At 62.1% G+C, this 20,026-nt stretch carries 21 protein-coding genes; 7 read left to right on the top strand and 14 right to left on the bottom strand.

The features are described 5' to 3' along the window. Positions 1–78: 78 nt before the first annotated feature. From JK208_RS06975 to JK208_RS06935, 9 genes are all read right to left on the bottom strand, one after another. Entirely contained in the window at positions 79–1,506 is a 1,428-nt protein-coding gene (locus JK208_RS06975; RefSeq protein WP_249201986.1) for a sugar porter family MFS transporter, read from the bottom strand. 87 nt (positions 1,507–1,593) lie between these two features. Next, complete coding sequence (locus tag JK208_RS06970; protein WP_211575132.1) at positions 1,594–2,613, bottom strand: asparaginase; 1,020 nt, start codon at positions 2,611–2,613, stop codon at positions 1,594–1,596. A gap of 19 nt (positions 2,614–2,632) precedes the next feature. Beyond that, positions 2,633–3,088 (bottom strand): hypothetical protein, encoded by a 456-nt coding sequence (locus JK208_RS06965; protein WP_211575131.1) that lies wholly within the window; start codon positions 3,086–3,088, stop codon positions 2,633–2,635. A gap of 5 nt (positions 3,089–3,093) precedes the next feature. Further along, positions 3,094–3,648: a Fur family transcriptional regulator gene (locus JK208_RS06960; protein WP_211566232.1), complete on the bottom strand. Its 555-nt coding sequence runs from the start codon at positions 3,646–3,648 to the stop codon at positions 3,094–3,096. Between the two features lie 57 nt (positions 3,649–3,705). Then, positions 3,706–5,568 (bottom strand): phosphoenolpyruvate--protein phosphotransferase, encoded by a 1,863-nt coding sequence (gene ptsP, locus JK208_RS06955; protein ID WP_211575130.1) that lies wholly within the window; start codon positions 5,566–5,568, stop codon positions 3,706–3,708. After that, on the bottom strand, positions 5,561–5,851 hold the full coding sequence (locus tag JK208_RS06950; protein ID WP_211563961.1) for an HPr family phosphocarrier protein: 291 nt from the start codon (positions 5,849–5,851) through the stop codon (positions 5,561–5,563). Before JK208_RS06950 ends, ptsP begins: the two co-directional genes overlap by 8 nt. A 14-nt stretch (positions 5,852–5,865) precedes the next feature. Further along, entirely contained in the window at positions 5,866–6,306 is a 441-nt protein-coding gene (locus JK208_RS06945) for a PTS sugar transporter subunit IIA (RefSeq protein ID WP_099285746.1), read from the bottom strand. Further along, positions 6,303–7,283: an RNase adapter RapZ gene (rapZ, locus tag JK208_RS06940; protein ID WP_194261177.1), complete on the bottom strand. Its 981-nt coding sequence runs from the start codon at positions 7,281–7,283 to the stop codon at positions 6,303–6,305. Before rapZ ends, JK208_RS06945 begins: the two co-directional genes overlap by 4 nt. A gap of 34 nt (positions 7,284–7,317) precedes the next feature. After that, positions 7,318–7,791, bottom strand: a complete 474-nt coding sequence (locus JK208_RS06935) for an HPr kinase/phosphorylase (RefSeq protein ID WP_211575129.1) — start codon at positions 7,789–7,791, stop codon at positions 7,318–7,320. Positions 7,792–7,883: 92 nt separating this feature from the next. Here JK208_RS06935 and JK208_RS06930 point away from each other — a divergent pair, with 92 nt between their 5' ends. Then, entirely contained in the window at positions 7,884–8,234 is a 351-nt protein-coding gene (locus JK208_RS06930; protein WP_194261175.1) for an endoribonuclease L-PSP, read from the top strand. A gap of 169 nt (positions 8,235–8,403) precedes the next feature. Next, a complete protein-coding gene (locus JK208_RS06925; protein ID WP_211575128.1) occupies positions 8,404–8,763 on the top strand; it encodes a UrcA family protein in 360 nt (119 codons plus the stop codon). A gap of 134 nt (positions 8,764–8,897) precedes the next feature. Here the strand turns inward: JK208_RS06925 and JK208_RS06920 are convergent, their stop codons facing one another. Together JK208_RS06920 and JK208_RS06915 are read right to left on the bottom strand one after the other, a co-directional pair. Next, the gene (locus JK208_RS06920; RefSeq protein WP_211575127.1) at positions 8,898–10,748 is read right to left on the bottom strand and encodes a stimulus-sensing domain-containing protein; all 1,851 of its coding nucleotides are present in this window, start codon (positions 10,746–10,748) and stop codon (positions 8,898–8,900) included. A gap of 6 nt (positions 10,749–10,754) precedes the next feature. Beyond that, on the bottom strand, positions 10,755–11,525 hold the full coding sequence (locus tag JK208_RS06915; protein WP_062031216.1) for a response regulator transcription factor: 771 nt from the start codon (positions 11,523–11,525) through the stop codon (positions 10,755–10,757). A 162-nt stretch (positions 11,526–11,687) separates the two neighbouring features. Here JK208_RS06915 and JK208_RS06910 point away from each other — a divergent pair, with 162 nt between their 5' ends. The 5 genes from JK208_RS06910 to infC all read left to right on the top strand — a co-directional run bounded on the left by JK208_RS06910 (position 11,688) and on the right by infC (position 17,132). Next, entirely contained in the window at positions 11,688–12,353 is a 666-nt protein-coding gene (locus JK208_RS06910) for a nucleotide exchange factor GrpE (protein ID WP_194261172.1), read from the top strand. A gap of 80 nt (positions 12,354–12,433) precedes the next feature. After that, positions 12,434–13,354: a glycosyltransferase family 9 protein gene (locus JK208_RS06905; RefSeq protein WP_211575126.1), complete on the top strand. Its 921-nt coding sequence runs from the start codon at positions 12,434–12,436 to the stop codon at positions 13,352–13,354. Beyond that, positions 13,351–14,406, top strand: a complete 1,056-nt coding sequence (locus tag JK208_RS06900; protein WP_211575125.1) for a glycosyltransferase family 2 protein — start codon at positions 13,351–13,353, stop codon at positions 14,404–14,406. Before JK208_RS06905 ends, JK208_RS06900 begins: the two co-directional genes overlap by 4 nt. 113 nt (positions 14,407–14,519) lie before the next feature. Then, positions 14,520–16,457 (top strand): threonine--tRNA ligase, encoded by a 1,938-nt coding sequence (gene thrS / locus JK208_RS06895; RefSeq protein WP_211575124.1) that lies wholly within the window; start codon positions 14,520–14,522, stop codon positions 16,455–16,457. A 153-nt stretch (positions 16,458–16,610) separates the two neighbouring features. After that, positions 16,611–17,132 carry a translation initiation factor IF-3 gene (gene infC / locus JK208_RS06890; protein ID WP_099285755.1) on the top strand — a complete coding sequence of 174 codons (522 nt, stop codon included), beginning with the start codon at positions 16,611–16,613 and terminating at the stop codon, positions 17,130–17,132. A 74-nt stretch (positions 17,133–17,206) separates the two neighbouring features. On the opposite strand, the gene JK208_RS06885 is transcribed toward infC, so the two are convergent. The 3 genes from JK208_RS06885 to JK208_RS06875 all read right to left on the bottom strand — a co-directional run bounded on the left by JK208_RS06885 (position 17,207) and on the right by JK208_RS06875 (position 19,973). Continuing rightward, the gene (locus tag JK208_RS06885) at positions 17,207–18,721 is read right to left on the bottom strand and encodes a tetratricopeptide repeat protein (protein ID WP_211575123.1); all 1,515 of its coding nucleotides are present in this window, start codon (positions 18,719–18,721) and stop codon (positions 17,207–17,209) included. 99 nt (positions 18,722–18,820) lie between these two features. Next, positions 18,821–19,558 carry an SIMPL domain-containing protein gene (locus JK208_RS06880; RefSeq protein WP_211575122.1) on the bottom strand — a complete coding sequence of 246 codons (738 nt, stop codon included), beginning with the start codon at positions 19,556–19,558 and terminating at the stop codon, positions 18,821–18,823. A gap of 70 nt (positions 19,559–19,628) precedes the next feature. After that, positions 19,629–19,973: a hypothetical protein gene (locus JK208_RS06875; RefSeq protein WP_211575121.1), complete on the bottom strand. Its 345-nt coding sequence runs from the start codon at positions 19,971–19,973 to the stop codon at positions 19,629–19,631. Positions 19,974–20,026 lie beyond the last annotated feature (53 nt).

Raw genomic sequence — 20,026 nt, 5'->3', positions numbered from 1 at the left:
TGATGGAATGTTCAAACGAAAACGCCCGACCAGAGAGGCCGGGCGCAAGATCACGCGATGGTGATGCCCCGGAAAATATCAGCGGCCCAGTTTGCGGAGTTTTACACCCGACATGAGCCGTTTTTCGATGACGGCGAGGGACATTCCCCGCGTCTCGGGGACGAACAGGATCGTCAACAGCAGGAACAGCGCGTTCAGCCCGGCGAAGAGCCAGAACGTACCTGACGTGCCGAGGGTTTGCATGAGGGTGAGGAAGCTCACACCGACCAGAAGATTGGTCATCCAGTTGGTGAAGGTTGAGATGGCAATGCCGAAATCACGCCCGCCGAGCGGCTGGATTTCGGAACACAGCACCCACATCAGCGGCCCCGCCGACATGGCAAATCCGGCGCAGAAGATCATGAGCAGGAACACCGCCGCGATCTGGGAGGACTGCGTGGTCATGCCGGTCTGAAGCAGAATGGCCAGAATACCCATGCCGAACGCCATGACCGTAAAGCCCGCATACAGGATCGGCTTGCGGCCCCACCGGTCGACCAGTCCCAGCGCTACGAAAGTCGCCAGCATGTTCACCAGACCGATGATGGCCGTGCACCACATCTGCGACTGTGCATCGAAATGCGCTGCCGCAAGAATGTTGGGCGCGTAATACATGACGATGTTGATGCCCGCGAGCTGCTGCATCATCTGGAGCATCACGCCCAGCGCCACGGAGCGGCGGAAGTTGGGATTGGTGCGGAAGAGCTTGAAACCCTCCTGCTTCGTCTCAAGCTGCTCGCGGATGGCGCGGATTTCCTTGGCAGCCGTCAGCGGGTCATCGCGCAGATCCAGTAGGATCTGCCGCGCTTCCTTGTGGCGCCCCTGCGCCATCAGCCAGCGCGGACTGTAGGGCAGGAACAGCACGCCGATCAGGAACAGAATGGCCGGAATGCCCGCCACGCCGAACATCCAGCGCCAGTTGCCGCTATAGGAAAAATACGTGTCGGACAGGAACGCGATGAAAATGCCGACCGTCACCATGAGCTGATAGGTCGAAACCATCGCCCCGCGCGCATCCTCGCTGGCGATTTCCGACAGGTACAGCGGGGCGGTGAAGGCGGAAATGCCGACCGCGACACCCATGACAATCCGAAAGGAAATCATGGACGCGACCGACCAGCTCATGGCGCAACCAAGCGTGCCAATAACGAAGATCGCACCACCCACGATCAGGGAATGTTTGCGCCCCAGCGTCTTAGACATCCAGCCCGCACTCAGAGCACCCGCCGCTGCCCCCGCCATCATGGAACTGACGACCCATTCCAGCGCAATGGTGGAGGCGTGGTATTCCTTGCCGAACAAGTCCAGCGCTCCTGCCACTACCCCAATATCAAGCCCGGACATGAGACCCGCCAGCGCCGCGATCACGCCAATGGCGATGATCTTGAAACGCGTTGCGTCGAAAATGGATGTGCCGCTGTCATCCTGCGGCGAAATGGTCCCTGTCATTCCGGGCTGATCGTTCATAGGCCAGTGCGTTCCTCTTGCTCAGTCATAAAATGACACCAATCTTTCATGCGGATGTCATATCCGTAACCTATAACACAAAACCGTTTACAGCGTGAGCGCACTGCGGAGTTCGCCAACGGTGAACCCGTTCCAGTTCCGCATGGTCTGCGTGGCGGTTGCGTCCAGAATGTCGCGGTCTGCGGCGTCCCGACACAGCGTTTCGCCACCGAAGCGACGCAGCAGGGCGGACATTGCGACTTCCGCAGCGCGATTGGCGCCATCATCAGTCTTGATGGCCAGACCCAACCCCAGTTCCGGCAAAGACGCGATCATCACGCCTTCCGCGCCCATCTTCACAAAGGCCCGCGTACCGAACCAGTCCATGATTTTCGTGTCATAGCGCCCCGTCCCGGCGACCATGAACGGATTGGCCGCCACGGCCTCACGAAGACGTGTTGCCGCACGGAAACGCCCTTCGGACAATCCGGTTCCCGCGCCAAATCTTGCAAAACCTTTCGCAAGTGCCTTCAGCGGGACGGCATAGGTCGGCATGGAACAGCCATCCATACCCCGGTTTGCGTCGTCATGCGGCGTGTCCATCATGGCGGCCAGCACATCCGTCACGCGGCGCTGGATCTCGTGGGACGGGTCGATATAGCCGGTCGGATCAACGCCCTGATCGCAGGACAGGCACACCATGCCCGCGTGTTTGCCCGAACAGTTGTTATGCAGCGGACAGGCCTCCTGATGGGCAGCAGCAAGCGCGCGGCCAGCCGGTTCATAGGTCGGCCAGTGCGTTCCACATTCCAGAGACCCGACATCGCGGCCGACCGTTCCCAGCATCGTGGCCGCCATGTCAGCATGGGCTTTCTCGCCGCCATGCGAGGCGCAGGCCAGCGCCAGCGCATCGCTGCTCAGACCGAGACGGTCCGCAGCGCCACTTTCCACAAGCTCGATCGCCAGCAGGGATTTGACGGTCGAACGCGGAAACACCGCTGCCTCCACATCCCCGCAGGACCAGACCACACCACCATCGGCATCCACCACAACCGCCCGACCCAGATGATGGGATTCGACGCGTCCGCCACGCGTGACTTCGGCCAGAAGGCCCGACTGTGCTGCCATATGATACTCTCCCTGCCTCTCATGATGTTTCCGGACCGAGCACATAGCACGGACGGCCGTCCTGACGATCCGCCGTCAGCCAGGGCTGGATCAGACGCCGCCGGACACGCACGATCCCCAGATCTTCCGTCACCGGAGCATCCGCAAGATCCTGCGCCAGATGCGCGGCCGTGCGGAACCTGATTCCGTCCGTCAGAGACAGGCCATTTTCCACAATCATCCGGGCGCTGACGATATCCGTCAGATGATACACAAACGCCTCCCCGGACGGAGGGCGGAACCCGACAGGAGACAGGAAACAGGCTTCGACCTCTCCCGCATCCAGATGCGTCAGCGGTGGCTTCCAGCCCAGAAGATCCGGTTGGTCAGTCGGGGCCACAGAAACGCGGGGCAGCGGATTTTCCGGGCGCGGACGGCGGGACTGGGGCAGCGTTTCAAACAGCGGCGCCGACGACGGGGAACGACGACGGCCCATGCGTTTCAGCCTGCCGTGGTTTTCGGTCGGCGGACCGGCAGGGCACCGGCTTTTTGGCAGGCCACGCACAGGCCTTCGATTTCGACGGTCGCGGACTCGGCTTTAAAGCCCATGCTTTGCGCGGCACGGGTCAGAACCGGCGCGATGGCCTCCTGCTCCAGTTCCCACGCCCGGTCACAGCCCCGGCAGATCAGAAACTGCGCCCGGTGCATTCCGCCTTCGTCATGGTGGTTGCAGCCATGCGGACATTCCACGGCATGGGAACAGCCCACGAAGGCGCTCAACCGCTCCAGACGGTGAATCAGGCTATTTTCCAGCAGGAAATCCAGCGCCCGGTACACGGTGGGCGGGGCGGCTTTCGGGTGGGCGGGGCGCAGTCTGGCCAGAAGATCATAAGCCCCGGACGGCTTCTCGCTGGACAGGATCAGCCCCAGCACCTGACGCCGTGTTTCGGTCAGGCGCTGCCCGTTGCGCTGGCACCACTCTGCCGTGAGGTCGAGGCGCTGTGTGACCTCAGGCGAGAAAACGAGCGTATCAGCAGTAGCAGAAGAATCCGGCATGGACGTCAATATGGCATCCCCGCCCCGCTTTGCCGAGAGACCCACGCACAAACAGTGTCAGGTTGCGAACTGCCGCACCAGATCCTGGATCAGGTCCGGATCGCTTTCCAGCATGACCTGTCGGCGGAGTTGGTCGCAGTCTTCGAGCGTCAGGGTCCGGATCAGGCGCTTTACGCGTGGCAGGGAGGCGGAATTCATGGAAAAAGAACGCAGACCCAGACCGATCAGCAGCGCCACCACCCGCGGATCAGACGCCATTTCTCCACAGACCGAAATCGGACGGCGCGCCTTCAGGGCCGAATCCGCCGCCGCCTCAATCAGCCGCAGCACACCCGGATGAAGCGGGCTGTAGCGGTCCGCCACCATGGAATCCGAACGGTCCACGGCGAGCGTGTACATCGTCAGGTCATTGGTGCCGAGCGCCATGAAATCAGCGTGCCGGGCCAGCGTATCCACCGTCAGAGCGGCAGCGGGAGTTTCGATCATGATCCCCAACGGCGGCAGCGGATCGGGCAACGTATGGCCTTTGCGTTTGAGGCGTCGGACCACCCGGTCATAGATCTCCCGCGCCGCAACGATTTCGTCTGCGGACGTCACCATCGGCAGCAAAATCCGCACCCGACCGATGGCTGCGCCTTCTTCAGACTCGGCGGCCCGCAGGATCGCGGCGAACTGCGTTTCCAGCACCTCCGGCACCCGCAGGAGCAGACGCACGCCTCTCAGGCCCAACGCAGGATTGCCACCATCCGCCACCTGCTCCGCCAGCCCCAGCCGACGCATACAGGCCCGACCTTTCTCGCCGCCCCAGTCCAGCACGCGGATCGTGACGGGACGGCCATCCATGGCCTGCACGATGGCGCGATAGGCGTCGGTCTGACCATCTTCGTCCGGCAGGTCTTCGCGCTCACCGAACAGGAACTCGCTGCGCAGAAGACCTATGCCCTTCGCACCATTGCGCAGCAGCATCGGCATTTCCGCCGGCAGTTCCAGATTGGCCGAAAGCTCGATGTCCTCGCCACTCTGAAGCTGGGCAGGCAAGCGCTTGAGCCGTCCGAAGGCCCGCTTTTCCCTGACCTCACGCTGTGCGGACTCCGCCGCCAGACGCAGTTCGGTGTCGTTTGGCGACAGCGTGACGGTCCCGAGATGCCCGTCCACGACCAGCATCTCGCCTTCCTGAACCTGCGCCATAAGGTTCGGCACGGCGAGAATGGCAGGAATATCGAGCGCGCGCAGCAGAATCGCGGTGTGGTCCGCCCCGCCCCCGCCCTGCGTGACGACCGCCGCGATGCGTGCGGGATCGATCATGGCAACATCGGCTGGACGCAGCTGCTCCGCCACCAGAACGGAGCCGGAAGGCAGGCTGGAAAAGGCACGATAGGAGATGCCGGTCAGGTTCCGCATCAGGCGACGCCCGACTTCCTCGAACTCCCCCGCAAGACGCAGATTGGCGTCAGCGTCCTGTGCGCTGTTTTCCCGTGCAACGGCATCGGCCATGCGCGAAACCTGCGCCGCCAGCTCCTGCGTGACGTCCGAAACGGCTGCCTCCGCACAAAGCCCCTCACCCGCGATCCGCTCCCGCACCTGACGCACCAGCCGCGACGGGCCGAGCATCCGTTCATAGACCGTCAGGAGGGAGGCGATTTCCGCCCGGCCCTCTTCCGGCAAGCCAACCAGCCGGTCGCGCATCTTCTCGATCTGGTGGAACGCCCGGGCGATGGCTTCGTCCAGACGGACGTTCTCTGCCTCCGGCCCAATGGCGCTGTAGCGTTCAGTGATGTCGGGCAGCGGGAGGGCTTCAACCCGTCCGGCAGGGCCGAGTGCCATACCGGGCGTGATGGCCTTGCCCTGAAGAAACGTACTGGAGGACGCGCTGCGGCGGGGCTGTCGGGAAGAGCGGCGACGGGGCGGCGTTTCAGTCACGCTCGCCAAATCCGTCCGCAATCAGAGCCTCCAGAGCGTCGAGCACCTCGACCGCCTGAGGCCCGTGGGCACGGAGCGTCACGCTCTGCCCCTCCCCGGCTCCCAGCATCATTAGTCCCATGATCGACAGGGCGGAGACGACATTTGAGCCGTGAGCAATCGTGGCTTCAGCGTCGAAGCGCTCGGCAGTCGTCACGATCTTGGCGGCGGGGCGGGCATGAAGGCCCAGATGATTGACAATGCTGACAGTACGCGGCGGAACGGACAGGGTCGTATCACTCATTCAGCGAACTCGATTCAATGAACCGGCAGCGTACAGGCACGCGGCCCGCCATGGAGACAGGGGGCAGGAAGTTGTGACGCCACGGCGATATACTTCCGCCCCGCCATTGTGGCCTTTTCCACGCAGCCCGCAAGGTCCAGATCGCGACGTGTTTTCGCCAGCTTGACCAGCATCGGCACATTTACGCCTGACACGACTTCGACATGCCCCGGCTCGCGCAGGGACAGCGCCAGATTGGAAGGCGAACTCCCAAAAATATCCGTCAGCACCAGAACGCCATCGCCGGTATCGAGGCGCTGGAGCAGGCGTTCGGCCGCAGGACGCAGCACGGCGGGATCGTCATCATCCGCAACGCCGACCACGCCCACCTGAGTCTGCGGACCCACGACGTGAACCAGCGTTTCCAGCAGGACATCGCCAAGACGTCCGTGCGTAATCAGCATGAGTCCGATCATACTGTTCTGTCCTGTAAAGAAAGATCCTGTGGCGGGTCCTGTGGAGGGACGGCCCAGCGCCGGGGGGCCACCCCTTTGCGGGCGAGTTCGCGGTGCAGAACCATCATCGGCCCGACCGGCATGGCTTTGGGGAGAATACGGGCCAGTTCTTCCACGATCGTTACCGAGCGATGGCGTCCGCCGCTGCATCCGATAGCGATGGTGGCATATTTCTTGCCTTCCGCGACAAAACGGGGAAGCACCAGTTCCAGAAGGCTCTGGATATGGCCGAAAAAGGCGGGATAGGCCGGGTCCGACTTCACGTACTGCACAACTGCCTCATCCAGACCGGTCATGGGCTGGAGGAACGGATCATAATGCGGATTACGCAGGAAACGCGCATCGAAAACCATGTCGGCTTCGCGCGGCAGACCTGACGGATAGGCAAAGGACATCAGCGCAACCGTCAGCCCGTCCCCACCCGAGCAGCCAAAGCGCGTTTCGATCAGCTGACGCAGCTCCGGCGAAGGCAGGTCGGACGTGTCGATCACCAGATCCGCATTGGCGCGCAGCGGAGCCAGAAGAGCAGTTTCCTGCTCGATTCCGGGAAGAATGGTGCCACTTGTCACTAGCGGATGGCGGCGGCGCGTGGCGGTGAAGCGACGCAGAAGGATTTCAGGTTCGGCAGTGGCGTAGAGGAGCTGCACCACACAGTCCGGCAGGAGGCGAAGACGTTCCAGCTCTTCAAGAACGCGAGAGGCTTCGAACCCGCGACTGCGGACGTCGATTCCGATGGCCAGATTCTGTCCGGCCCGTGACGCGAGCGCCTGGATCAGGTTCAGAGGTGGGTTGTCCACGACCTCATGACCCAGATCTTCCAGAACCCGCAATATGGATGATTTTCCCGCCCCGGACAGACCCGTTACAATCAGGATCCGACGGGACCCGTGACCATAGCCGGATAAGGAGCCAGACTCGGGATGGTTCGCCGATGCCATGCCACACTCTAGCCTTTTTTCTTTTGGTACGGAACTATTTCAAACCTTCACGTTTTTTTAGCGTTTCTCCGGCCCCTGCAACCCATTCATAAGAACCGCAACAAGCTTTGAGCGCCGCCCTGATCCGGGCCACTGTTCCCGGAAAACCGGGCTCCAGACACAACATCACCGCACCCGTCCAGGGGTCCCGACGCGATTCGGGCAGGCGGGGTTGCCCCTGCCCCAGACAGACCCGCAGGTGGACCGTCGCTTTCGCAACAAAAGATGTCCGCAGGATTCCTACCCCCCGGACCTCGATCAGCCCCGCAAGTCGCGCCGGGGCCGAAGCCACCGCTCCCTCCAAAAGCACACGATCATCTGCCACCAAATCAAAACCCGCATCCATCAGCCGCAGAGCCAGTTCCGATTTCCCCGCGCCCGATGGCCCTGAAATCAGGACAGCTGCCCCGTTCCACGCCACACAACTTGCATGGACCGAACCTTCAGGCAGGGATGTCGGGACAGACATGACGGATTGCGACCTCCTCAGGAGCAGACTAAGACCTTGGGCCGGACAGGGGCATGACGGCCCCCTGACATGGATCAGGACTCAGAACCACCATGGGCACATCCTTCCCCTCCCCGACCGTCACCGTACATGGAGACGAGGTTACCTGCACGGATTTCAGCGGTTTCAGCCCGGATGGGGATCGCCCCGGACGGCTGACGGATGAATGTCAGGCAGCACTGTCGGCCATTTCTCTGGCGCTGGCCGATCATGGCCTCACGCTGAACCATACCCGGCATGTCGCGGCCATGATCCGCGAGGGACAGACGTTCAACCAGTGTCAGACAGCCCTGAACGAGGCTCTGGGCGCAGCAAAACCGGCCCTGACCTTGCGGATCGTGCAGCGTTTCCCCCTTCCCGAACAGCGCATCGCCCTCAGCCTGACCGCCACACCTCACGGATAGTGAAAAAATACGCCACTTCATGGCGGATTTTATGATTTTACCTAAATAATCCATTTTCAGCCTGCTGAAGATCGAATTTTTCTGACTGAAAATAAAAACTGGCACGCTTCCTGCATTGAAGATTTCCAGACGCAATCAGCGTCGGAACCGACTTCAGGAATGTCGTGCCATGACCCGTTTTTCCACTCTGCTGCTCTGCGCTCTCTCCACCGCCAGCCTCGCCCTGCCGCTTCAGGCCGCCCATGCCGCTCCCAGCGGGATCGGGACGACCAGTACGGAAATCGACCTCTCGTCGCTGGATCTCAGGACTACGCGCGACTGGACCATCGCCAACCAGAAAATTGCCCAGGCATCCCACGCCGTCTGCCAGAAACTCATTCAGGACAACTGGCTGGTGGACAGCGATGGCGCCGACTGCGAGCAGGACGCGTTCTCCCGCGCCCATGAGGATCTTTACGTCCTGCGGGACCAGCAGCGCGCGCGCCACCAGACCGGTCATGTGCTCCTCGCCCTTTCCTCCGGGAAATGACGGCCATGTCCCGGCCTGCTTTTGCGGCCCTGCTTCTGGCGCTGCCTGTCGCGGCAGCCCTTGTTCCGGGCGCAATCGCGGGTCTGTTCCCGGAGCCCGCCATTACGGTGCAGGGAACGGGCCAGATGGCAGCGTCAGGACGCGCGGGGGAGCCGCACCACGAAACAGGCACCCCTGATCGCACCGGACGCATCCATCCGGTTCTCGGCGAACAGGTTGCCGCGCAAGGCGTGAATGATCTGCCGGCTGATCGCGAGCCCGAGGCCGGAATGCTGGCCGAAATTCTCGGTCTGGGGGCGCTCTGAATAGAAGCGGTCGAAAATGCTTTCCAGCTTGCCGGGCGGAATCCCGGGGCCCTGATCGGTGATGGTGATTTCCACCACACTCCCCGTTCCCGGCCCGCTGCCCGCGATGTCCCGCGCGCTGGCATGGAGCGCGATGATGCCCTTGGGCGGCGAGAACGAGACTGCATTTCCGATCAGGTTCCGCAGCACCTGAACCAGACGGTCCTCCACGGCCAACGCCTTGAGCGGCGGATCCTGATCGCGAACATCCAGACGCAGCACGGGATCGTTTTCCCGGCGGGTGGTCTGGTGCATTTCCGCGAGAATGGCGAGGAGGGCGACGACCGAAACGGGTTCGGGACGCACGCGGGAGAGTTCGGCATCAATCCGGCTGGCGTCGGAAATGTCGGTAATCAGACGGTCCAGCCGTTTGACGTCGCTGTTGATGATCCCCATCAGCCGGTCGCGACGCTCGGCAATCTGGATGCGCGGCAGAGTCTCGACCGCGGAGCGGATAGAGGAAAGCGGGTTCTTGATTTCGTGGCTGACATCAGCGGCGAAGCGTTCGATGTCATCCATCCGAGCCCAGAGCGCCAGCGCACTACCCCGAAGCGAACGGGCCAGAACGCCGATCTCGTCCCGGCGGACCAGTAGCCGTTCAGGCACCAGATCCTTGCGCCCATCCGCCTCGCGCATGTCGTTGGACGCCCGCGCCAGCGTCAGCAACGGGCGGGCGATTGTGAGCGACAGATACCACGACAGCAACACCGTCACGACAAGCGCCGCCAGCACCAGCGACAGGATCGAGGACCGGACGGCAAACAGCGTCCGGTCCACTTCCGGCGCATGGCGCGTTAGCTGGATTTCGCCCACCGTCACGCCGTCGCGGACAACGGGCTCCACCACCGTCACGACAAGCTGATGGTCCTTGGTGCGGCGGATGAAGGGGGGCAGTTCAGCCTGCGACTGGAGAGGCCGGGCATCATGCGGGCCGTCCATGGCGGTATCGTTGGTGTCGAGCGTGACTTCCTCGCTGGAGGTCAGCGGCAGGAGCGACAGCAGCCAGTCATAGAAACTTTCCAAAATATTGTTGCGCGGTGGCTGCCACGGCGTGCCGTCGGCAGGATCGGGGAGCGCATGGTCCTGTTTGCGGCGCGATGCCGTGCGGCTGTCCACGACAAGCTTGCCATCCGGATCGAACAGCAAAGCATGGGCGTTCGGACTCGGCTCGGTGAGGCTGGCCAGAAGCGGGCGGGCCTGCGCGACGTCCAGTTCCAGATTGCCTCCGGGCACGGGGTGGCCCGGCCCGTGCGCGTTCACACGGACAGCGGACTGGCCGAGGGCGCCAGCATAGATATGGGCCTGTTCGCGCAGGGCGTTGACGTCGGTTTCCAGCAGCCCGTTCTGGAACTGGTCCAGAAACAACAGTGTGACGGCCAGAAGGGCGAGCGGCAGAGCGTTAAGCAGCAGAATTCGCACCAGAAGCGGGGAAGCCAGACGCCGCCGCGATAGCGAGATTTCCGAAGCCCGGGGCGGGCGCAGGCGCTTCAGGATCTTTGCGCCGATCCTCCGCAAAGACTCGCCCAGCCCTGCCCGCAGACCAGCCCGGGCCGATTCGGCACGCCGCCGGTCCCGGCCCTGTTCCAGCCGTTCAGCATCGAGAATATGGCCTGTCGGAAAAGCCCCCGAATCATCGTCCACGCGCGCTTACTCGTCCCGGTAGCGGTAGCCGATGCCGTACAGCGTCTCGATCTGGTTGAACTCGTCGTCCACCTGCCGGAACTTCTTGCGGACGCGCTTGATGTGGCTGTCGATCGTGCGGTCATCGACATAGATGTTGTCCCCATAGGCAGCATCAATGAGCTGATCGCGCGACTTCACCATCCCCGGACGCAGGGCCAGAGCCTTGACCAGCAGAAACTCCGTGACCGTGAGCGCAATGTCCTGCCCGTCCCACAGGCACTGATGACGCGTCTCGTCCAGCGAAAGCTTGCCGCGAACGATGGCGGAGCCGACGGCTGCCACCCCCGTGGCCTCGGCCCGGCTGGCATCCTGACGGCGCAGCAAAGCGCGGATACGCTCGATCAGCAGGCGCTGAGAGAACGGCTTGGTGATGTAATCGTCAGCGCCCAGACGCAGGCCCATGAGCTGGTCCAGTTCCTCGTCCTTGGACGTCAGGAAAATGACCGGCAGGTTCGAGCGCGAGCGCAGGCGCTGGAGCAGTTCCATGCCGTCCATGCGCGGCATCTTCACGTCCAGAACGGCGAGGCTGACCGGGCGCGACGTGATGCCCTGCAGCGCGCTTTCGCCGTCGGTATAGGTGTGAACGGTAAATCCTTCGGCTTCGAGCGTCATCTGAACCGACGCGAGAATGTTCCGGTCATCGTCCACCAGCGCGATAATCGGCGCGGCGGAAGCTCCGGGCGGCGTCTGCGAGGCAGGCGCGGGCGGCGCGTAGGGGGTTCGGGGCGTCTCCATAAGGGGTCCGTCTGCTGAGAACTGTTGCGGCTTTTTACCTATAACCCATGATCCATGATGGCGGAAAATAGGCTTTTCAATGACATGATGCGTCGTTATGCGACGGCGCAACCCTTGTCTTTAGGACAATCAGCGTTATCTCCTGAAGAAGAACGGGGCCGCATGATGGCCCGTCCCACCAAAGAAGGTCGTGACATGACAGACCACAACGCCTCGCCGGAAACGGCCCATGACGTGCCTGAACAGGGCGTCGAGACCTCCGGACACGAGACCCCGGGCATGAACGAAACCGGCGGTGAAACGCTGGAAGAGACGACTCCCGAAGCCCGCATCGAGGCTCTTGAAGCCGAGGTTGCGGAACTCAAGGACCGCTGGGTTCGGTCGGAAGCCGAAAGCCAGAACATCCGCGCCCGCGCCAAGCGCGACATCGAGGATGCGCGCCAGTACGCCATCCAGAAATTCGCCCGCGACGTGGTGGAAGCCGCTGACAATCTTGAGCGCGGTCTGGCCTCCCTGCCCGCGAAGACGGAAGGTGAGGACGTCCTCATCACGAAGCTGCGTGAGGGAATCGAGGGCACACAGCGCTCGTTCCTCGGCATTCTCGAACGCAACGGCATCACCTGCGAAGACCCGACCGGCAAGCCGTTCGACGCCAACCTGCATCAGGCGATGGCGGAACAGCCATCCGACCAGCATCCGTCTGGCCATGTCATGCAGGCCTGGACGCCGGCATGGCTGCTCAAGGGCCGCCTGCTGAAGCCCGCCATGGTCGTGGTCGCCAAGGGCGAACCGGCTGCGGCACCGCAGGGCGTCGACACCACGGCCTAATCGGCCACAGGGCAGATTTTCTTTGCGGAACGGCGGCTGGGAATGGTTGGCGTTCCGCAACACCCTGCTAAAGTCGGCTCATGAGTCGCATACTTGTTATAAAGCTCGGCGCGCTGGGCGATTTCGTTCAGGCTTTCGGCGCTTTCGCGTCCATTCGGGCCGCCTTCCCCGACGCCACGCTGACCCTTCTGACGACCGCGCCTTTCGTGGATCTGGCCCGCGCCGCGCCGTGGTTCGACGAGATCCTGACGGATGACCGCCCGTCGATGCGGAATCTGCCGGGGCTGTGGCACCTGTCGCGAAAACTGCGCGGCTATGACCGGGTGTTCGACCTTCAGACCTCCGGTCGCTCCAAAACCTATTTCCGCCTCGCAGGACAGCCAGAAAACTGGTCCGGCATTTCCGATGGTTGCTGCCATCCGCACGGCAATCCGTCGCGCAACGCCATGCACACCCTTGCTCGGCTGGACGATCAGCTCCATGACGCCGGGGTCACGCCCCTGCCGCGCAGTGTTCCGCGCTGGCTTCAGGGCCATGGACCGGAGATTGCTACCCCCTATGCCGTTCTGGTGCCGGGCGCAGCCCCTCACCGCCCTCAGAAACGCTGGCCCAGCGCCCGCTTCGCCGAAATCGCAAAATCCCTTGCCGCGAAGGGCATCCGTCCGGTCATCGTGGGAACCCGGACCGAAGCGCCTCTGGCTCAGGATATCCTGCGCGTCTGCCCAGCGGCCCTCGACCTGACGGGCCAGACCACGATGGTTGAACTCGCAGGCGTGCTCGACCGTGCCTCCCTCGTGATCGGCAACGACACCGGCCCGATGCATCTGGCTGCCGCGATGGACACACCCTGCCTCACGCTGTTTGGCCCGGACAGCGATCCGCGCCTGACAGCCCCCCTCACCCTCACGTCCGGCAGAACAGAGCTGATCGTGGTGCCCGATCTGGCGATGCTGCCCGTGGAACGGGTCGAGGCCTGCATGAACGCCTTGCTGTCCCGATGACCCGAATCCGCTGCGTCATGATGCAGAAGAACGAGGCGACCCTGCTGGAGCCGTGGATTCTGTGGCACGCGGCGATTTTCGGTTTTCCCAGCCTGACCGTGATCGACAATGGGTCGACCGATCCCGCCGCTCTGGAGATCCAGCGCCGCTATGAAGAAAAAGGCGTGCGGATCATCCGCGATCATACATCGCCCAGTGATTTCCTGCATAAGGGCGAGGTCATCGCGAGCATCATCCGCCAGTGGGATGCAGAAGAGTCCTACGATTTTGCCGTCCCGCTGGATTGCGACGAGTTCCTGACGGTTTTTCTGGACCAGCTTTCGCTCGATCCTGACGTTATCCGCCGACAGTTCGACTATCTGGAGCAGGAAAACGCGACCTTCATTACCGAACGCCTACTGCTGAACGTGCCAGAGGCGCCGGATTATTACCTGCCCCAGATCGTCCGGCGCAGTCTGTTCAAAGCACGAACGATCGTCAGTCTGGACCGCGGCTTCCACAATCCCCAAAGCCTTTATCCCGAACGCTATGTCCGCACGCCTTTCGTGCATCTCCATCTGCACAACCGCCCCGATTATGAAGATATCCGCCGCTTTGCGCGCCAAAAACTGACCGCCACAGACACCGGCGAGACACTGGAGCACCCTGCAGACGGGACACATCTTCACTTTTATTTCCATACGGACGCCGAGGATTTTGCTGCCGGTTACCGGCCTGTTCCGAATATTTATGCCCCCATAGTCGCGCAGCGCTTCCGCGATCTGGGCATCGATCCGGGCATTCTGCTGGGCACGGAAGAGAGCGTTCCGCACCCTCCACTCAGCATCCCGTCTGGCTTTGTGGCCCATCGGGCGCAGCATGACGGGCAGCAGCACGAGTATCGAGTGTTCGATCCGCTATATTATGCCCGGAGCAATCCGGACGTGACGCAGGATGCCTATTACGGGATCTGGCCGCTCCTTCATTATGTCACGCTCGGATGGGACGAAGGACGCTCGTCCGATCCTTATGATGGGCCGTCTCTGGTGATCCAGACGGACAAAGCAACCTGAAAACGGTTCGACTGTTCGTCTGGGGGTTGCGGCGGGACGGGGATTGAGGCCATTTACCCGTTCATTTTTCGGCAGAGCGATCTGCCGGCCCCACTCGCACAGGAGCGATCTCCATGCCCGCCATCACACTCCCCGACGGAAGCGTCCGCACATTCGACGGGACGGTGACGGGCACGACGATCGCCGCCTCCATCGGACCAGGCCTCGCCAAGGCCGCCATGGCGATGGAAGTAGACGGCAAGCCCGTCGATATCAGCACCGAAATCAGCAGCGACGCGTCCGTCAAGTTCGTCACCCGCAAGGATGAGGACGCGCTGGAAATGATCCGCCATGACGCGGCGCATGTTCTGGCCGAAGCGGTGCAGTCCCTGTGGCCTGAAACGCAGGTCACGATCGGGCCGAGCATCAAGGACGGGTTCTATTACGATTTCTCCCGCGAGAAGCCGTTCACCCCGGAAGATTTCCCGGCCATCGAAGAAAAGATGCGCGAGATCGTAGCGGCCAACACACCGTTCGTCCGCGAGGTCTGGGATCGTGACGAGGCCATCCGCTTCTTCGAAGAGAAGGGCGAAGACTTCAAGGCCCAGCTGATTCAGGACCTGCCGGAAGACGAGCAGATCTCGATCTACCGTCAGGGCGAATGGCTCGATCTGTGCCGCGGCCCGCATCTGCGCACCACCGGCGATGTCGGCACGGCGTTCAAGCTGATGCGCGTGGCCGGGGCCTACTGGCGCGGCGACCATCGCAACCCCATGCTGACCCGCATCTACGGCACCGCCTGGCGCGACAAGAAGGAGCTGGACGCCCATCTCCTGCGCCTTGAGGAAGCCGAAAAGCGCGACCATCGCCGCATCGGCCGCGAGATGGACCTCTTCCATATTCAGGAAGAAGCCGTCGGACAGATCTTCTGGCACCGCAAGGGTTGGCGTCTCTACACGGTCCTTCAGGACTACATGCGCCGCGCGCAGGAGCGGAACAACTACGAGGAAGTCCGCACCCCGCAGCTCGTGGACCGTGCACTCTGGGAGGCTTCGGGCCACTGGGACAAGTATCGCGAGAACATGTTCATCGCGAGCGTCGAGGACGAAGACAAAACCCTCGCGCTGAAGCCCATGAACTGCCCGTGCCACGTGCAGATCTTCCGCCACGGCCTGCGTTCCTATCGTGAGCTGCCGCTGCGGATGGCGGAATTCGGCGCGTGCCACCGTTACGAGCCGTCGGGCGCGCTGCACGGCATCATGCGCGTTCGCGGCTTCACGCAGGACGACGCGCATATTTTCTGCACGGATGACCAGATCGCGGACGAAACCGCCAAGTTCGTGGCAATGCTGGCCGAGGTTTACACCGACCTCGGATTCGAGAGCTTCCGCGTGAAGTTCTCGGACCGTCCGGAAACGCGGGCGGGTTCGGACGAGGTCTGGGATCGGGCGGAAGGCGCGCTCAAGAAAGCCTGCGAAATCGCGGGCGTCGAGTACGAATACAATCCGGGCGAAGGCGCGTTCTACGGCCCGAAGCTCGAATTCGTGCTGACGGACGCCATCGGCCGTGACTGGCAGTGCGGTACGCTTCAGGTGGACTATGTCCTGCCGGAACGTCTGGACGCCTCTTACATCGGCGAGGACAGCAACCGTCATCGTCCGGTTATGCTGCACCGCGCGATTCTCGGCAGTTTCGAGCGCTTCATCGGCATCCTGATCGAGCAGTATGCCGGCAAGTTCCCACTCTGGCTGGCACCGACGCAGGTTGTCGTAGCGTCCATCGTCTCCGATGCCGGCGATTATGCCAACGAAGTCGCCGCGACGCTGAAGGCAGCGGGACTCCAGGTCGAAACCGACATCCGTAGCGACAAGATCAACGCCAAGATCCGCGAACACAGCCTCGCGCGCGTTCCGGTCATTCTGGTCGTTGGTCGTCGCGAAGCCGAGGAACGCAAGGTCGCCATGCGGCGTCTGGGCGGCGCGACGCAGGAAATCCTGTCGCTCGACGAGGCCGTTGCGGCCCTCGCGAAAGAAGCTCAGGCCCCCGACATCGCACGCGCGACACAGGATTGAACGTAATCCCCTTGCACCGGGCGTAAGGCGGGACTATGTGCAGAAGGAACGGGATCGGGACTGGCCGTATCCCGCCTTTCCTCGTGAAGGCGGATGCAGGCTTCCGGGCCCGAACGAAACTGATGACAGGAGCTGACCATAGCTAGACCGCCGATGCAGGCCGCGCCCACCCGTGAAGGACCGCGCGTCAACGAGGAAATCCGTGTTCCGCAGGTTCGTCTGATTGACGAAGAAGGCGAAATGCAGGGCATCATGACGACCCGGGATGCCATGATGCGCGCTTTTTCGGTGGGTCTCGATCTGCTGGAAATCAGCCCGACCGCTGTTCCTCCTGTCGTGAAGATTCTCGACTACGGCAAGTTCAAGTATGAGCAGCAGAAGAAGAAGAACGAAGCCCGCAAGAAGCAGAAGGTCGTTGAGATCAAGGAAGTGAAGGTCCGTCCGGGTACGGGCGAGCATGACTTCCAGACGAAGCTCAAGGCCATTCACAGCTTTCTTGACGAAGGCGACAAGGTCAAGATTTCCCTGCGCTTCAAGGGCCGTGAAATGGCCCATCAGGAGCTCGGCATCAAGATGCTTGAGCGTATCCGGCTGGAAGTCGAAGAAAAGGCGAAGGTGGAGCAGATGCCCCGCCTTGAAAACCGCCAGATGCTGATGGTGATCGCTCCACGCTAAGGGAGAGGTCATCCAGAGACTGAAAAACCGGCCTCTCCTGGAAAGGAGGCGGCCGGTTTTTTATGATCTGCGTCTTAAGCCGCTTCGGCCGCGAGATTCGTCCGATACAGCGCGACGAACTGCCGCAACAGACCCGCAATTTCGGCCACGGGGGTATCCCAGTCTCCTGAACGTGGCTGACGGAAAATCCGCATACTGGGATACCACGGCGTCGTGGACGCGGTTTCACCCCAGCGCCAGCAGGCGTCACTCCGCGAAATCATCCAGACCGGCAAACCGAGTCCACCCGCCAGATGCACCATAGACGTATCAACGCTGATCAGCAGATCCACGCCGTACAGCCGGGCCGCAGTATCGGCGAAATCCACAATACCGTCCGTGACGTCAATCACGGGCAGTCCGGTTTCAGCAATCTGGTTTTTCGCGGCACCAAGCTGAAAACTGACGAACCGGATTCCCTCCACACCCATCAGAGGGGCAAGCTTCTCCAGAGGCACACTTCGGCGGCGGTCCACCTGCGTGGCGACGGAATCATGAGGGCGCGGATCACCATTCCAGACCAGCCCAACGATCAGCTCGGGCTGGTCTGGCGTCTGCGCCACGCTCTGCCGCAGCCCACCACCAATGCGCTCCTGTTCTTCAACAGGCACGGACAGATACGGACAGTCTGGAGCCGTGTCTGGTGTCAGACCCAGACGCATCGGCAGACCGACCAGCGGACAATGCAGATCCAGAGGCAATGATGATTCAAGAACCGAGATGACCCTGTCAATGCCGTCCATCCGCTCCAGAAGCCGAACCAGCGTAGGCGGAACCTGCACTATGGTCGTCGCTCCAAGCGCCTTGAGCAGGGGCACGAAACGGATGAACTGAAGCGTATCGCCATAGCCCTGTTCGTGATGGATCAGGATGGTTTTGCCTGTCAGATCCTCTCCTTCCCAATGCGGGACGGAAAGATCCGTGCGCGGCGTCTGGCTGCACCGCCAGCGCCATTCATATTCCCGCCATCCAGCCTCGAAATTTCCGATTTTCAGAAGACTGACAGCCCGTCCGAAACGACAGACGCCGTTTTCCGGCGCCAGAGCAATGGCGCGGTCATAATAAGGAAGCGACTCTTCACTCCGGCCAAGGCACTGGAGCGCGTGAGCAATATTATTGATGGCCGGGACATGATCCGGACAGAGGGAATCGCCGATTATGGCGTTCTCCAGAGCCTCGTCGAACACGCCTTTACGAGCCTGAACCAGACTCAGATCGACGTAATAAGGCGCTTCGGACGGTTTTTGCTGAATGGCGACCTTCAGAGCCCGTTCCGCCCCATCCAGATCGCCCCCTTCCAGACAGACAATTCCCAGACGGTGCCAGATCCGCGGGGCATTGACGTCCAGATGCAGGCTCTGGAGATAGAAGCGCCGCGCCTGCTGCCAGTCCTTGAGGCGTTCATACAGACATCCCGCCAAGAATGCGGAATGCGGTTCCTCAGGGAGGGTCTGAACGCCCTCGTTCAGCTTTTCGAATGCAGCAGATACGTCGCCCGCATCCGCCAGAGCGAGAATATCCTGTGCCAGCAAACGGAAAGAATTGGGCATGAGGGCTCCTTTTTTTCCGTGGTAGCGAAAGCCCCCTAAGAAACCCTTAAAATCCTTCTCTTTTGCGCCCTGACAAATGCCCTACCGGCAGACAAGCCATTACTGCGACAGCTCTGCCTTGACGAAGACATTCACACGAACAGTCTGTTCATCAGGGCTGCGCTGCGGGGGCGCGGAATCGGCCATGCGGGCCGCCATGAGCATGACGGGGCGCGGACCCGGCTCCTGCGAGGAAATACGGATTTCACTCAGACGCACAAGGTGCAGACCGAGCGTCTGTGCGCTCTGCTCCGCCTGATCGCGGACCTGTTTGAGGGCCGCCGTCCGGGCATCTTTGAGAAGCTGTTCGCGGGTGGCATCGTCCAAGGACCAGTCCATCCCCTCCAGCATCAGGGACTGCGACTGGAGCTGCCCGGCCAGAGCGAGAAGCTGCACGGAATCCTTGCCGCTTAACTCAAGCTCCTGTTGGGCCGTCCAGCTTTTCGGCGCGTGTTCGGGCGTGTTCTCGTAAATGGAGTATCCCCCCGCCTTCGCTTCGATTCCCGCCTGACCGCCCGCGAGTTTGAGGGCTGCGGCCATCCGGGTATTCACGTCCTTCTGCGCGGTCGCGGCAGACGGGCTGTCGGCACGGACGGACAGGCGGATCGTTAGTTCCGTTGGCGCCGCATGAGCGGTGCCGGTCACGTTGAAATCAAGCTGGGTTGTAGCTTGAGTTGTCGTCTGGGGCATGTCAGCGGCCTGTGCTGTGGAGAACATCCCGGAAAGGGGAAGCGGAGACACGGCCAGAGCGGCCACCAGAAGCGGGGCTGGCCGGATCAGGGAGGAAAGACGGGTCATCGGATCTCCTGAAGACAGGTATCGTGTGGAACGCCCCGAAAAGGCAGCAAAGCACGTCAACGCGGCTCGATCAGCGCGGCTCCGGGGCATGTTTCAGCAGGACCAACGCCCGACGCAGGCGTTCGATCCCTGCCCGGACATGCCCCTGTGTGCACAGCAGGTTTCCCTGCGCACGCAAATGACGCGCATCTTCCATCATCCCCAGCGCAATCGCACCGGAAGGAGCGGTCAGTTCGGCATCCACGCTTTTACGCAGCCGCGCGCAGTATTCTGCCGTTTCGGACGTGACCGAAATCGCGTCGTCCGAACGCCCGGACGGCTGGTGCTGCGCCGGATGCAGGACCGGCGACGCAGCCAGACAGCCGAGCAGACAGAAAGCCGGGAGGATCACCGGCGAAGGGAGGGAAAGGCGCATTCAGGACTGTCTAACCCATTACAGCTAAGCGCAGAGTGGGGCTGGCATGAAAC

This window comes from Gluconobacter sp. Dm-74, assembly GCF_018256135.1.
GTDB classification, from domain to species: Bacteria; Pseudomonadota; Alphaproteobacteria; order Acetobacterales; family Acetobacteraceae; genus Gluconobacter; species Gluconobacter cadivus.
The sequence above is the reverse complement of the archived record's forward strand: the minus strand, read 5'-3'. Positions and strand labels throughout refer to the sequence as shown.

What these genes read in the sequence shown, in the direction of transcription:
- JK208_RS06975 (WP_249201986.1), bottom strand. Translation starts at nt 1,506, where the DNA reads ATGAACGATCAGCCCGGAATGACAGGGACCATTTCGCCGCAGGATGAC.
- JK208_RS06970 (WP_211575132.1), bottom strand. Translation starts at nt 2,613, where the DNA reads ATGGCAGCACAGTCGGGCCTTCTGGCCGAAGTCACGCGTGGCGGACGC.
- JK208_RS06965 (WP_211575131.1), bottom strand. Translation starts at nt 3,088, where the DNA reads ATGGGCCGTCGTCGTTCCCCGTCGTCGGCGCCGCTGTTTGAAACGCTG.
- JK208_RS06960 (WP_211566232.1), bottom strand. Translation starts at nt 3,648, where the DNA reads ATGCCGGATTCTTCTGCTACTGCTGATACGCTCGTTTTCTCGCCTGAG.
- JK208_RS06950 (WP_211563961.1), bottom strand. Translation starts at nt 5,851, where the DNA reads ATGAGTGATACGACCCTGTCCGTTCCGCCGCGTACTGTCAGCATTGTC.
- JK208_RS06945 (WP_099285746.1), bottom strand. Translation starts at nt 6,306, where the DNA reads ATGATCGGACTCATGCTGATTACGCACGGACGTCTTGGCGATGTCCTG.
- rapZ (WP_194261177.1), bottom strand. Translation starts at nt 7,283, where the DNA reads ATGGCATCGGCGAACCATCCCGAGTCTGGCTCCTTATCCGGCTATGGT.
- JK208_RS06935 (WP_211575129.1), bottom strand. Translation starts at nt 7,791, where the DNA reads ATGTCTGTCCCGACATCCCTGCCTGAAGGTTCGGTCCATGCAAGTTGT.
- JK208_RS06930 (WP_194261175.1), top strand. Translation starts at nt 7,884, where the DNA reads ATGGGCACATCCTTCCCCTCCCCGACCGTCACCGTACATGGAGACGAG.
- JK208_RS06925 (WP_211575128.1), top strand. Translation starts at nt 8,404, where the DNA reads ATGACCCGTTTTTCCACTCTGCTGCTCTGCGCTCTCTCCACCGCCAGC.
- JK208_RS06915 (WP_062031216.1), bottom strand. Translation starts at nt 11,525, where the DNA reads ATGGAGACGCCCCGAACCCCCTACGCGCCGCCCGCGCCTGCCTCGCAG.
- JK208_RS06910 (WP_194261172.1), top strand. Translation starts at nt 11,688, where the DNA reads ATGATGGCCCGTCCCACCAAAGAAGGTCGTGACATGACAGACCACAAC.
- JK208_RS06905 (WP_211575126.1), top strand. Translation starts at nt 12,434, where the DNA reads ATGAGTCGCATACTTGTTATAAAGCTCGGCGCGCTGGGCGATTTCGTT.
- JK208_RS06900 (WP_211575125.1), top strand. Translation starts at nt 13,351, where the DNA reads ATGACCCGAATCCGCTGCGTCATGATGCAGAAGAACGAGGCGACCCTG.
- thrS (WP_211575124.1), top strand. Translation starts at nt 14,520, where the DNA reads ATGCCCGCCATCACACTCCCCGACGGAAGCGTCCGCACATTCGACGGG.
- infC (WP_099285755.1), top strand. Translation starts at nt 16,611, where the DNA reads ATGCAGGCCGCGCCCACCCGTGAAGGACCGCGCGTCAACGAGGAAATC.
- JK208_RS06885 (WP_211575123.1), bottom strand. Translation starts at nt 18,721, where the DNA reads ATGCCCAATTCTTTCCGTTTGCTGGCACAGGATATTCTCGCTCTGGCG.
- JK208_RS06880 (WP_211575122.1), bottom strand. Translation starts at nt 19,558, where the DNA reads ATGACCCGTCTTTCCTCCCTGATCCGGCCAGCCCCGCTTCTGGTGGCC.
- JK208_RS06875 (WP_211575121.1), bottom strand. Translation starts at nt 19,973, where the DNA reads ATGCGCCTTTCCCTCCCTTCGCCGGTGATCCTCCCGGCTTTCTGTCTG.